Annotated in this window: 11 protein-coding genes and 1 tRNA gene; 6 read left to right on the top strand and 6 right to left on the bottom strand. The window is 49.1% G+C overall.

Features of this window, described 5'->3' with window-relative positions:
• Positions 1 to 35: 35 nt before the first annotated feature.
• Positions 36 to 383 (top strand): hypothetical protein, encoded by a 348-nt coding sequence (locus WC052_03305; protein ID MFA7286658.1) that lies wholly within the window; start codon positions 36 to 38, stop codon positions 381 to 383.
• A 131-nt stretch (positions 384 to 514) separates the two neighbouring features.
• Here WC052_03305 and WC052_03300 read toward each other — a convergent pair whose 3' ends face one another.
• From WC052_03300 to WC052_03280, 5 genes are read right to left on the bottom strand one after another with little or no spacing between them, the layout of a single operon-like run.
• Positions 515 to 1,060: a pilin gene (locus WC052_03300; protein ID MFA7286657.1), complete on the bottom strand. Its 546-nt coding sequence runs from the start codon at positions 1,058 to 1,060 to the stop codon at positions 515 to 517.
• Between the two features lie 7 nt (positions 1,061 to 1,067).
• The gene (gene lgt, locus WC052_03295; protein ID MFA7286656.1) at positions 1,068 to 1,928 is read right to left on the bottom strand and encodes a prolipoprotein diacylglyceryl transferase; all 861 of its coding nucleotides are present in this window, start codon (positions 1,926 to 1,928) and stop codon (positions 1,068 to 1,070) included.
• Positions 1,929 to 1,978: 50 nt separating this feature from the next.
• On the bottom strand, positions 1,979 to 3,700 hold the full coding sequence (argS, locus tag WC052_03290; protein MFA7286655.1) for an arginine--tRNA ligase: 1,722 nt from the start codon (positions 3,698 to 3,700) through the stop codon (positions 1,979 to 1,981).
• Positions 3,701 to 4,909 carry a tyrosine--tRNA ligase gene (tyrS, locus tag WC052_03285; GenBank protein ID MFA7286654.1) on the bottom strand — a complete coding sequence of 403 codons (1,209 nt, stop codon included), beginning with the start codon at positions 4,907 to 4,909 and terminating at the stop codon, positions 3,701 to 3,703.
• 1 nt (position 4,910) lies between these two features.
• Positions 4,911 to 7,898 (bottom strand): valine--tRNA ligase, encoded by a 2,988-nt coding sequence (locus WC052_03280; GenBank protein ID MFA7286653.1) that lies wholly within the window; start codon positions 7,896 to 7,898, stop codon positions 4,911 to 4,913.
• 505 nt (positions 7,899 to 8,403) lie between these two features.
• Between WC052_03280 and WC052_03275 the strand changes: the two genes are divergently transcribed.
• From WC052_03275 to WC052_03255, 5 genes are all read left to right on the top strand, one after another.
• Positions 8,404 to 9,537, top strand: a complete 1,134-nt coding sequence (locus tag WC052_03275) for a DHH family phosphoesterase (GenBank protein ID MFA7286652.1) — start codon at positions 8,404 to 8,406, stop codon at positions 9,535 to 9,537.
• Positions 9,538 to 9,665: 128 nt separating this feature from the next.
• The gene (locus WC052_03270) at positions 9,666 to 10,415 is read left to right on the top strand and encodes a helix-turn-helix domain-containing protein (GenBank protein ID MFA7286651.1); all 750 of its coding nucleotides are present in this window, start codon (positions 9,666 to 9,668) and stop codon (positions 10,413 to 10,415) included.
• A complete protein-coding gene (locus tag WC052_03265) occupies positions 10,400 to 10,861 on the top strand; it encodes an NUDIX domain-containing protein (protein ID MFA7286650.1) in 462 nt (153 codons plus the stop codon). Before WC052_03270 ends, WC052_03265 begins: the two co-directional genes overlap by 16 nt.
• Positions 10,862 to 10,896: 35 nt before the next feature.
• Positions 10,897 to 11,838, top strand: a complete 942-nt coding sequence (locus WC052_03260; GenBank protein ID MFA7286649.1) for a carbohydrate kinase family protein — start codon at positions 10,897 to 10,899, stop codon at positions 11,836 to 11,838.
• A gap of 110 nt (positions 11,839 to 11,948) precedes the next feature.
• Positions 11,949 to 12,024 (top strand) — tRNA-Ile (locus WC052_03255).
• Between the two features lie 787 nt (positions 12,025 to 12,811).
• On the opposite strand, the gene WC052_03250 is transcribed toward WC052_03255, so the two are convergent.
• Positions 12,812 to 13,165 (bottom strand): hypothetical protein, encoded by a 354-nt coding sequence (locus WC052_03250; GenBank protein MFA7286648.1) that lies wholly within the window; start codon positions 13,163 to 13,165, stop codon positions 12,812 to 12,814.
• Positions 13,166 to 13,178: the final 13 nt, after the last annotated feature.

Below are 13,178 nucleotides of genomic sequence, written 5' to 3'. Positions count from 1 at the left end.
GAATTTGTATTCTTCCGCCTCGTTTTGCTTCGCGATTGCACGAAGCAGCTCGACGCGTTCCGGCTGTTGTGCCGGAGCGCCACCCGCAGGACGTGGCTGTCCGCCACCTCCGCCACCTTGGCCTCGAGGGCCGTTTCTGTATGGTTGTGTCACTGGTTTTTCTCCTGTATGCAGAAAACCGCACGAGCATCTTGTACTCGGCGGGTGGTGGCGGGTTCGCAATAGCGACCCACGGGGTTATTGTTTACCTCATGATGATGAACTGCGTTTTCACGCAGCACACCACGCTAGGTTTGCGTGGCATTCTTCCTATTCTTTTTTCAAAGTCCTGGAAGATCATCCTTTTCAAATGTGCGCTGGAGGCGCAATTTAAAAAGAACTAAGTATAGTGGCATAGAAATTGGCCCTTGTCAATAATAAGCTAATTTTGAGCGTCTATTTGCTTGCTCAGTTTAAGGGGACATAAAAAATAAACCCCGCACGTGCGAGGCTTATTTGCAAAGATCTAAGAAAATTATGATGTCTGCGTTATGGTTTCGAGGAGGAAGCTAACCAAGGTGTAGCTTGTGAAAATAACTGTTAACCCAATGGCTGCCCACAGTAGGGTATCCGTTCCTTTTTTCACTTGCTCTGCGTTACCAGCACTGGTTGTCCAGAGAAGGCCGCCGTAAACAAAAATAATGAGCGCAATTGAGCCAACGATACCGAGGGTAGTTCGAATGACGCGGCCGATAATCAGCTTCACATCAACATTTCCTTCACCAAGAGGGTTTGAAAGATTTACGGCTTTACCCGCGCCTAAACCGCCGGTTTTTGTTTCAGCACCAGTTGGATATATCCCTGTATTTGTTTCTGCGCCTGAAGTTGGCGACCAGGAGCAACTGGCAGTTAATTCTGCCTCTTTAAAGCCACAGTCTTGTTCAGGCAAATTGAAGTAAGTCTGCGCTGTTCCTGAACCAGTTGGAATACAGTTACACGTCCCAATTTGCTCAGCACTGACTTTAGAAAGAGGTAGCGTGAGGAGTACGGTAATACCGAATAATAGTATGAGTTTACGCATAATAATATTATACAGTCCGATTTTGCATTTGGGCAACAGTAAAGAAAGCTATACCAGCTGCTGTTAAGGCGATTGCGGTAAGTAGGTGAATTCGAATATCAAAGAACATGAGCGTTGGCTCAATCCGCAATAATTCAACGAGCGTTCGGCCAAGACCCATCCAGATAAGATACATCGAGAAAATATGCCCATTGCCAGGCAGCGTTCTTTTTGATTTTATCTTTTGTAATAGAAAAAGAACCGCGGCGCCTAGTATGTCCCAAAGAAATTCATAAAAAAATACTGGGTGAAAGTGGGTAGCTGCAGTATAAAGCACTGGTCGGTGGGTGAGCGCAATGGGAATACCCCACGGCAAGCTTGTTGGTAAACCAAACAGTTCTTGATTGAAGTAGTTACCCCAACGGCCAATGGCTTGGCCGAGAAGCACAACGGGCGCCAAGAGGTCGGCAGTAAATAAAAATGCAGCTGTTGGTTTCAGGTATGGTTGAAGGTGTCGACGAGAAAACCAAACAATGTATATGGCACCTGCTAAGAGTCCGCCGTGAATGGCTAGCCCACCGTGATTGAGGAAAGGAATTTCAGAGAGGTTGGCTTGATAATACGACCACTGTGTTGCTACGTGATACAGTCGAGCGCCGATAATGCCGCTTACAATTAGCCCAGCAGCAAAGCCGGGGAGTCGGTCGTAGAGTATTCTAGTAGCTGCATTGCCCTCGGCCTTGAGCTTTTGCAGCCGGTGAACAAGCAATCCGTAGCCAACGAGGAAGCTTAGCAAATAAAAAAAACCGTACCAGTGCAGTTGTAATGCCCCAACGGTTGTAATGATGGGTGAGGGGAGGTAGGTGTGAAAAAAGGTGAGAAGCGACATGCGTATAAAAATTAACGAAGCACTACTCGCGCAAGTGACGGAGCGGCAAATTACATTTCTTCGAGTGTTTGTATACCGAGGAGCGACAAGGCGGTAACGAGTGCGCTGTCGGCTTTGGTGAGTAGCGTCAGCCGCCACGTGCGGGTTGCTTCGTCGGCCGTCAGCACTGGATCGGCTTCATAGAAGGCGGCAATAGCGCGCGCTAAGGTGTACGCATAGTCAGCGATGCGTGACGGATCACGATGCTTGGCCGCGAAGGAAACCGTTTCTGGTAAAAGCCCGATTGTTTTTATAACGCCCCATTCTGCATCAGTTAACGTCGCTGGAGTTTGAGCACCAGCAGCCGCACCGGCTTTGCGAAGAATGCTTCGTAGTCGGGCATGCGTGTAGAGAAGATAAGGACCGGTTTTCCCCGTGAAACTTAAAGACTCTTTCGGGTTAAAGGTTATATCTGAGGACGGCCGAACAGAGAGCATGTAAAACTTTGCCGCAGCTAGCGCAATAGTTTCGGCCCGGGCGTTGTACTCAGCTTCGGTTAGTTCAGTGGTTCTGTTTTTAAGTTCTGTTTTTGCAAGGAGCATGAGTTCGTCAAGCAGGGGATCAATGTCTGCCACTGTACCTTCTCGTGATTTCATTCTACCTTCCGGGAGTGAAACGAGGTGGTAGCTGACGTGTTCAACATTATCGCGCGACACAACATGGAACCGTTCTAGTAGCTCAAAGAGTACGGTAAAGTGATAATCTTGTTCCTGCGCCACAACAAACAGCATGCGGGCTGGACGAAGCTCCTGCATTCTGAGCGCCGCTAATGCTAAGTCTTGGGTGATGTAGACCGTTGTACCATCACCTCGCAGCAGCACCTTTTCTTTTGGTCCTTCTTCGGAAGCGGTGGTGATAGGGGCGACAATCGAGCCGTCGTCTTTTTTTGTCGCTAGCCCTGCTGCAGCGGCTTCTTCAACAAGTTTTCGACCCGCTTCGTAAATGTTACTTTCGTAGTCAACGCGGTCAAAAGCTATACCGAGCCTTTTACAGGTGGTCGTTTGACCCTCTTCTGCCCAGGTGTTCATTTGCTGCCAAAGTTTTCTTAGTGCTTCGTCGCCAGCTTCCCAGCGCTGTAGATACGTTAAGACTTCAGCGTCGAGGTCTGGGTTTTGTTTTGCTTCATTGGCAAACTGCACATAGTAGTCGCCCACGAAGTGGTCCGATTTTTTGTTTGCGGTTTCCGGTGTTTGGCTGTTGCCCCAGCGTTCGTACGCCAAGAGGGATTTCATTATATGAACACCGCGGTCGTTAATAATTTCAGCTCGGATTACCTCATGCCCCTCTGCTTTGAGTAGTTCACTAATGCTCCAGCCAAGGCAGGCGTTTCTGAGGTGTCCAATGTGCAGGGGCTTATTGGTATTTGGCGAAATAAACTCAACCAGCAATCGCTCCGGTTTTTCTTGGCGTATTGTGGCTAATAAATCATTGTCGACGGTGATGAGCGCCGCAAAGGCTGACCGTCGCAAGGTTATATTGAGGTACGGTCCAACGGCGGTGGCGCCACTTAGCAACGAATCTGGTGTTGCGGCGACGTAGCTGTTTATAAGCTCAGTCGTTTGTTTGGCAGCTTGCGGTGGTGGCACACTGTGTTTTTTTGCAATAGAGAAGCAGGCGAGCGCCAGGTCCCCCAGACTCGCTTCAGGAATAATGACCTCGTGCGCTGTCACTGAATAATCATGTGCAGCGAGGACTGTTATGAGTTCTGCTTTAGCAATCTGGAGCGCGTTCATTTACTGTTTTTGAAGTCGGCAATAATGTCGCTTGCCGCGGCTGATGATGACCGGAGAAGCGGGGAGCATTGCATTTGGGTCGGTGACCACACTGTCAGCAATGCGTACACCACCTTGCACAACGTAGCGTCGCGCCTCACTCATACTGGTTGCGAGGCCTGAGACAACGAGCGCCTGAAGAATTGTCTTTGGCCACTTTGTCAGTTTGACTGTGGGAATTGATTCAGGTTGCTCTTTATTTTGGAATACGTTTACAAAATTTGCTTCCGCCTTTTTGGCTTCTTTCACGTTGTGGTAGAGCGCAACAATTGTTCGAGCCAACTTCATTTTAAGGTCGCGCGGGTTTGATGAACTAGACGCGAGTACTCGCCTCATTTTTTCTATTTCTTCGTCCGATTCATCGGTACACAATGTAAAGAAGTCGATAATAGAAGTGTCGGGCACAGCCATCAGCATTCCGTACATGTCAGTAGCAGCGGAGTCAAGATTGATTTTTACACCCTCGGTTTTGCCCATTTTTTTGCCGTCGGCATTCGTTAACAGCTTCATTGCCAAAACAAATTTTTCTTTGTCTTTTAACTTTCTCAGCAGTGTTCGCCCAGCCAGCATGTTAAATGTTTGGTCGTTACCACCAATTTCAATATCGACATCCATGGTAACGCTGTCGTAGGCTTGAAAAATTGGGTAGAGAAATTCGTGGACGCGTATTTCTTTGCCCTCTTTAATTCTGTTTTGGAACATGTCCCGTTCTAAGAGGCGTGAAACGGTAAACGAAGACGCCAGCTCGAGTAAGTTCTCGGGCTTTAACTTATTCGTCCATTTTTCGTTGTGCAGAAAACGGACGTTTGTTTTCTTTAGATCTAAAATTTTACCAATTATTTTTTTATAGTCGTGAGCGTTCTGAAGCACCTCACGCTTAGACAATGCTTGCCTCGTCGCGCTTTTATCGGTCGGGTCGCCAATGCGAGCCGTAAAGTCTCCAATGAGCACAATAACCTCGTGCCCCAAGTCCTGAAATTGTCGAAGTTTCCTCAAGCTGACACTGTGTCCAATGTGTAGCTTACCGGTCGGATCAATGCCATGAAAAATCCGCAACTTTTTACCCGATAACAAAACTTTCTCTAAAGCCTCTTTTGTAGGGTAAACAGTTTCTACACCACGAGTGAGTAGACGATGAATTATTTTTGGGTCCGTTTTGATTTTAGGCATACTAGCCAATAAGACTGTTAAAACGTTCTTTGGCGTCGTGCAAGCGTTCCTCTTCCTTCTTTACAATAGCAGCCGGCGCCCGAGAGCGGAACGCCTCGTCTTCGAGGCGGCTTTCAAGCAAAGCAATATAGCGTTCAAGCTCAATTCGTTCTTCGTCTCGTAAGGTCTTAGAAGCTACTGAGGGGATGGCGGCGATAGTGCCAGTAGGCACAGTGCGGCGAAGCGTTGCCGCCTCGGGCAGTTCAGTGACCAGCGAGACTTCCACCCGAGCCATTTTTTGAATAAGCGGACTGGCGGCGAGTGTGCTGTTACTAGAGAGCAGGTACACGGTTACGCCCGGTGCATTGCCTAGTTCCTGGCGGAGGTCACGAGCCGCGGTAATAATTGCCTGAAGCCATTGGAAGTTTTGATGTTCTTCGGTGCTCGCGCCTTCCAATGGTTTCGGCCACTCATAAGAAATAAGTTGACTCGGTTCAGTGTGCAGTTTTGCCCAAAGGTGTTCGGTAATAAACGGGGTGAACGGGTGCCAGAGGATGAGTAAATCTTTGAGAATGGAACGCAAGATGGCATCTTTCGCACCTTCAATTTTTGCAACTTCAACGTACCAATCAGCCAGTTTGGCCCAGGTGAACTCATACAGGGCTTCGGCAGCCGCAGAAAACCGGAATGCTTCGATGTGCGTTGTGACCAGACGATTTGTTTCTGCGAACTCGGCGAGAATCCAGTGGTCAGCCGTAGTGGTTGGGGTTGGGGCAGCTGTTGTAGCTTTGGTGGTGGTGAGAATAAAGCGGCTAATATTCCAAAGTTTGTTTACGAAATTTCGGTAGCCGGCGATTTTTTCTTCAAAGAGGCGGAAGTCGTTTCCTGGTGTCGTGCCGACAACCATAGAGAGACGTAGCGAGTCGGCCCCATACTTTTCAATCATCGCAATGGGATCAATGCCGTTACCGAGCGACTTACTCATCTTGCGACCTTCGCGATCTTTTACCAGCCCGTGCAGGTACACGGTTTTAAACGGCACTTCATTCAGTGCATACGTGGTCATGAGAATCATCCTGGCAACCCAGAAGAAGATAATGTCGTAGCCTGTTTCAAGGACTGTTGTTGGGTGAAACCGTTTTACGTCGGGTGATGTTTCTCGCCAGCTGTCTAACGTCGCTGTGTCGCCGTCGCTACTGAGCAGTGTTGAGAACGTCCACATACCAGACGAGAACCATGTGTCGAGCGTGTCTGGGTCTTGGATATATTTCGAATCAAGAGAGTACATTTTTTGTGTTACAATCTCGCTTTTGTCTGGCAAATTATGTGTTTTTACTTCTGCGTCAGCTTTTATATCAGTCCAGCTCAAGCCAAAATTTTTATTAAGAAGATTGGCCATTGCGAAGTTAATAATTCTTACTTCTCCAAATTGAGCCCACGTAGGAATAGATTCACCTTTCTTTAAGGCGTCTTGGCTCCATGTTAAGAAGGTGTTTGCTTCAGTATCAAACAGTTTGAAAACAATCCCGCTTCTGTAATGAAAAATGCCGTTCTCATTTTTTGGATCGGTTATATCATACCAAACCGGGATCCGATGTCCGTACCAGATTTGCCTGGAGATGCACCAGTCGTGCAAATTTGTAATCCAATTCAGATAAATTTTTTGAAATCGCTCCGGTATAATGTTAATTGCCTGCTTAGAGCGAAGCTCTGTAACTTCGGGCTTAGAAAATTGTTCAAATAAAATTTGGTCACGTACGTTTCTTTGAAACTCGTCGTCAACACTAAGTCCAGGGTCTGCATCATTTACCGCAGCAAGGCAAAGGACCTTAAGCGTAACCAGACTGTCTTTTTTATAATTTAAAGTGTTTCTCTTCAATTTAAATGGTTTGTTCACGGCAACGAACCACTGCTTTGAAACGAGTGGTTCCACAGGTGTAGCGCAACGGTAGCAAACCGAAACATTGTGAACGTAATCTTCGTCTATTTTTTCAACTAAACCTTTGGCCGTAAGAATCTCCACGAATTTTTTACGTGCCTCTTTCACAGTGAGTCCAGCGAATTCACCAGCGGCGGATGTCAGGGTGCCGTCTAGCCCAATGATATTTTCGTTTACGGTAAGGTTGTGCCGACCGGCTATATCGAAGTCAACAAAGGAATGTTGCGGCGTGATGGTCATGGCACCAGAACCCATTGTTGGGTCGGCCGCTTCGTCTGCGAGTACTGTCATTTCAACGTCGTCGCTAATCCACGGAATGGTTTTTTTGAGGCCGTGATACTCAATGTAGCGTTCGTCTGTTGGGTGCACGACGACATATTTGTCGCCCAATTTTGTTTCCGGACGAACCGTGCCGATGCTAAATGGTCCGAACTTGAAGTGGTAAAAGGGGACCTGCTCTTCTTTATAGTTTACCTCGTCGTCAGCTAATGTTGTTTGACAGCGAGTGCACCAATTCACGATACGGTTGCCTCGATAGATGAGGCCGTCGTCGTACATCATTTTGAAAACGAGCGATACGCATCGCGACAGGCCGGTATCCAGCGTAAAGCGTTCACGCGACCAATCGAGCGAGGCACCCATACGCCGCATTTGTTTCCGCATCGTGTCTTGCGAACCAACAACAAATGCGTCGATGCGTTTGAGGAGTTCTTCTCGACCAATGTCGTGCCTCGTTTTCTTTTCCGCTTCCCAGATTTGTTTTTCAACAACGTTCTGCGTCGCAATGGCGGCGTGATCGGTGCCGGGCACCCAGAGTGTTGGCTCACCTCGCAAACGGTGATAACGAGCCAGGACATCTTGAATAGAGAGCATGACTGAATGCCCAAGGTGTAGGGTGCCGGTCGCGTTCGGTGGTGGGAGACTCATGACAAACGGCTCAGCATTACCTTCCTTTGGAGAAAATGCGCCACTTTTCTCCCACGCTTCGTACACGCTCGTTTCAACCGTTGATGGGTCGTAGGTTTTTGGCAGCAATTCGTTTGCTTCTGTTGTGCTGCTTGTTTCCTGCATAGTATCGAAAAGTATCTCAGTTTTTAGACCATTTTTCAAGGTGAGAAATTGCCCCTTTCTTTGTGCGGGCAAAGAAAGGGGCGAAAGAAAACCCGCCCTCGGCTCGAGTTGTGTGCATGGTTCATTCCGGCTGGTTGCGAGTCGTAAACTCGCCTTCACTGACGCTCAGGCTCGAACAGTACGACTCGGGTCTACAAACCAGCCTTCGCTTCCATGCCTTACCTCGAGCCTATGGGTTTCTAATAAACCATAGCGTAAGCACGCCAGGGACGGGCCCTTTGGTGCGGAGACAACTAGCCGTGCTGTTTAACGAGGGTACCGAGGAGTTCACGGCTAGCCGTACCAAAGGGTAATGGTCGCGTACGTGCTGAAGCGGGGGTGCCGTTTTCTGCCTACTCTTTTGGGCAAGCAAAAGAGTAGGGTATTGTAATCCTTGACAACCACCCCAAAAATGGGTAGGGTAGCGAACTCTTCACGCAAGAGTTTCGGTTTTTTATAGCGATTTATGCTCGACGTTAATCAGCAAATTCTCGAACGCCTAAAAGGCGCCAAACGCGTGCTTATCACCTGCAAACAGGATATGCACGTTGATTCATTGGCGGCATGCTTGGCTATGTATTTGGTACTTCAGAAGCTTGGTGTACCAGCAGAGATTGTGGTGGGTGGCCCACACCCAACTGTTGACCGTTGCAAATTTTTACCGAAATCAAGCGAAATTGTTTGCGACGGGCGCAGTTTAAAAAATTTGGTCATTCATATTTCGCCGAAAGGTGGGAAGCTGCGGGATTTTCGTTATGAGGTAGAGAACGGAACGTTGAAGATTTTTGTGGCCCCCTCGGCCGGAGAGGTAGTGCCTGGGGATGTGCGGTCTGAGGTCGTCCACCCTAATCACGACCTCATTGTGGTGCTGGATACGCAAGACCTTAATTCGCTTGGGCAAGTGTACACAGATCATGCCGATTTCTTTTATAAAACACCCATCATTAACATTGACCACAATCCCGCGAACGAACAGTTCGGTGAGATAAACCTGGTTGATATTAAGGCCGTATCCACGACCGAACTCATATTTCGTTTACTGGAAACGTTGGGTGATGATCATTTAGACGCCGATGTCGCGACGGCGTTGCTCGCCGGCATGATAGCCAAGACAGAAAGTTTTAAGTCTGGTTCAGTAACACCCCGAGCACTGATGATAGCTTCGGAGCTCGTGCAGCGCGGCGCTCGGCGCGACGAGATTGTGCAGAATTTATACAGAACGCATGACATAAAAACGTTGCGTTTATGGGGGCGGGTATTGGCACGACTGCAGCATGATGAAAAACGACGAATCGTTTGGTCACTGGTTACTCGAGATGATTTTGAGAAATCAGGCACTGCGGAAGAACAGTTGCCCGGTATAATTGATGAACTCATTACAACAACGCCCGACGCTCGGACGGTTGGCTTACTCTATGAGCGTAGTGACGGCGCTATTGGTGGTTGGTTAAAGACTGACCCAAATTACAGTGCGGTTGAGCTAACGAAGGAGTGGGGTGGGGTAGGCTCAAAGGTTTTAGCTCGCTTTACTATTCCAGGCGCGAGTATCAAAGACGCAGAAAAAGAACTGAACAAAATATTTTCAGGCCTACCAGTCTAAAATTTAATACAATTATTTTGACATCAAAAACCTCCTAAATAAGGAGGTTTTTGTTATTTATTGAATATGTGTAGAAAAATAGTTGACAGAAAAAGCTATTAAACTATACTAAATTTGAACAAAAATATATGGACAGTAAAAGAATTTCAGACATTTTGAAAACCCTGGGCTTTAGCGAGAAAGCTGCCTTGGTTTACCTGACACTACTCCGTCTTGGCCCTAGCGCGGTTCGAGTCATTGCAGAAGCATCAGGCCTCAACAGGGGAACAACGTATGACATCTTAAAAGAGCTTATTGCGGCTGGACTTGTTTCATACTTTCATAAAGAGAAACGACAGCATTTTGTGGCCGAAGACCCAGCAAAGCTCTTGCATGTCGTTGAGTCTCGGAAGCAAGCGCTTGTTACAACCGGTATTGCAGTGAGCGAGATGATTCCAGAGTTGAAGGCGCTGTTGAATAACGCAACTGACAAACCAGTCACTGCATATTATGAAGGGGCAGTAGCAGTGAAAGGAGTCTTGAAAGATGTCATCGCAACGAGCGCAGTGAGTGCGAGTAAAGAATACGTCGTTTATTCCTCGGCCACGATTCGTCCGCATTTATATGAGATGTATCCGCGATATTCTGATGACCGCATTGCGGCTGGGGTGAAGGTGCGAGTCATTGCCCTTGGTAAGGGCGGGGACACAAGAGGATTAGACGAGCGAAAGTGGTTAACGCAAGACGAAAGTGCACCAACCTACAAGCTAATTTATCCGGGTAAGATTGCGCTTATCACGGTTGCACCAAACAGCGAACTACGAGCAGTGGTCGTTGCTGACAGTAACCTGGCCGCCACAGAACGCCTTATATTTGACGAGCTATGGGTACGCCTGTAAGCACTGTGCGAGAAATTCTGGCCATCCTCGGACCAGACCATATTTCGACTGGCGCCGTTATTCGACAAGTAGTTGATGGCAGTGAGCGTGTCTTCTTGATGCAAGCAGAGGACGGCACAACCTGGCAGCTGCCACGCATGAGGCGCATTCCAGGCGAAACATTAGAGTCAACATTGGTGCGAGGAATACGTCACGCTGCTGGACTTGAGGCCTTGCCGATTCGTTACCTCGGCCATCTGCACCACGTAAGCGAAGTATACGGCGAAACGATAATTGAACAGACCCATTACTACTTAGCCGATTGTGATTGCCCAAGTGACGAGCAACCACCTGGCATGTTCATCCCTTTCAGCGAAGCGCTGCAACGTCTTGAGGCTTCTCCTCTGGTCAAAGCCGAGGGGAGAATCCTCCAGATGGCGACCGTTCTTTCGCCAACTGAAAGGTAATCGTACCAAGAACAAACAACACGGGAGGGAGCACCTTGAAAACTGAATATGATGTGGTGGTGGGGTGTTCGGTAAATCCCTCCATCGTTTGGCCTGAACATGATCGGGGTACGTCCGGGGAGAAGAACCCTGGTGGGTACTACATGGAACTCAGCGGTACATCGGCCGATGTTGCTCTGGCGTTGGGGCGAGCTGGTATGTCCGCCCACCTTGTCGGTGCCGTTGGCCCGGCTGACGATCCGTTTGACGATTACCTTCGTAGGGAAGTTGATCGTTTGGGTCTTTCAGCAACGCTGTTGTCGTTGCGTGCACAGAATGCGCTCGCCAGTGTCGAACCGATGAGTGGCCGAGCGTTGTCAGCGAAGCCGCCAATCGTTCACTTCGAAGCTTCCGAGGTACGGACGACACTCGATTCGATATCTGCCGATGTGCGCATCGCTACTGGCGTAATGGCTGATCCGAGTGAGGTGCGTCTTGCCCAAATGCTGCTCGGTCACACAGCGAAGCTTCGGATACTCAATCCGAGGCAGGCGTTGATCGCAGATAGTGACATGTTCATTTCGTTACTCAGCAACGCCAACTGGTTGATCATGAACCGTCACGAGGCGGAAGCATGGGAGCGTCAGGGTCAGCGAATTGTTGATTTGGTTGACGGATACGGGCAAGAGGTTGTCGTTGTGACGAAAGACAAAGATGGAGCTGAACTCTGGACTCCTCATTGTCATCTCACATTACCGGCGTTCGATGCTGGGCCAGTCGTCCATACAACCGGAGCGGGGGATTGTTTCCTGGCGTACTTTCTCGTCGGATTCCTTCGAGGTGGTGAGATGTTCGACGCTGGATTGCGCCTTGCAACAGTGGCGGCAGGCATTAAAACCACGATGCCTGGGACAACCAGCTCACCGACGCTTGAAGGCGTATACCAGCGACTTGGTGAGTATGACTTTGATTCCGTTGTCAGTGTGAGCCGTCGCTAACATGCGTCGGTACCCATGGTCGTTTGCCCCCCGTTCTCTCTCAAAGGAGGTTTTGAGAGGACGGGGGCGCTTTCTTTTCAGCTCAATTTCTTTTACAGTAGCGGACATATGCGCCTGTAGCTCAATTGGTAGAGCGGTCGTCTTATACACGACTGGTTCCAGGTTCGAGTCCTGGCGGGCGCACCAAAAATAATCCGGCCTTGTGCCGGTATTATTTTTGGTTTGCTGACGAGAAGGACTCGAACCTGGGAAAGGGGTCGGGGAAACGGGAGTTTCCCCGCGGCGGAATTATTCAAACCGAGGGGTTTGAAAGAGGAGTCCGCCGCGGCGGACGACGAGGGTTCTAGGAGCGAAGCGACGGAGTCTGGCGGGCGCAGAGACCTTTAAGGAAAACCTCCCGGTTTTCCTTAATATTCCTTTCCCTCCGCCAAGGTCGTTCAAAAATCATTTCGTTGATTAGCGAGCAAAGCTCTACGGCCAATCAACTCACAATTTCCTCACTCGCATAAAACTAATTAAAAGTTTTAATTACACTGCGGAATTATTCTCCGCCAGGGGCGGATCCGCCTGTGGTGGAAAACCGAAAATAAAGAACAGGGGTTTGAAAGAGGAGTCCGCCGCGGCGGACGACGAGGGTTCTAGGAGCGAAGCGACGGAGTCTGGCGGGTGCAGAGACACTTAAGGTAAACCAACCCGGCGATCGAAGGAAGTCCCTTTAGGGATTTTCCTTAATATTCCTTTCCCTCCGCCAAGGTCGTTCGAAAATCATTTCGTTGATTAGCGAGCAAAGCTCTACGGCCAATCAACTCACAATTTCCTCACTCGCACAAAAAAGAATTTAACTCTTGGTCGTGGGGGGGGTACCCTGTCGCACGAAATACCCTTCGCCGTTTTATTTTAAAATTGTTGCGCCCGGCCGATTGGAAGTCTCGGCCGGGCGCGCGGGGGTGGGGTCGAAGCACGACGATGCGTATCAGTTCAGATACTCCTGAAGTGCTTGTGCGAGCTTGAGCTCGACATCGTAAGGATCTTCTCGTGACCAGATTCTCGCGATGAGTGTGCAGCAACGCGTGTACAGCGTTCTTGCGTTGTCTTCGGTTGGTCGCCAGTTTTTTTCCTGGCAATCAGCCCGTAGTGTGCCTACTGCAGCAATGGCCCTATAGAAGAGGGCAAAATGAGGCACGTTGCCTTCACGGTAGTCTCGTTCGAGGTCGGCCAGCGCCCTGCGGACGTTAGATACCCGGACGATGCGTTCGGCGTCAGGCTGAGACGGGTAGGTGATGCTGTCCGGCACCCACCCTTGTCCAGAAACATACGTTGATGACATGTTCCGACTCCTT

Source organism: Patescibacteria group bacterium (assembly GCA_041675205.1).
In the GTDB taxonomy this organism is placed as follows: domain Bacteria; phylum Patescibacteriota; class Patescibacteriia; order GWA2-46-9; family GWA2-46-9; genus JBAYUF01.
Note: the sequence above shows the minus strand (reverse complement) of the source record. Positions and strands in the feature narration are given on the sequence as shown.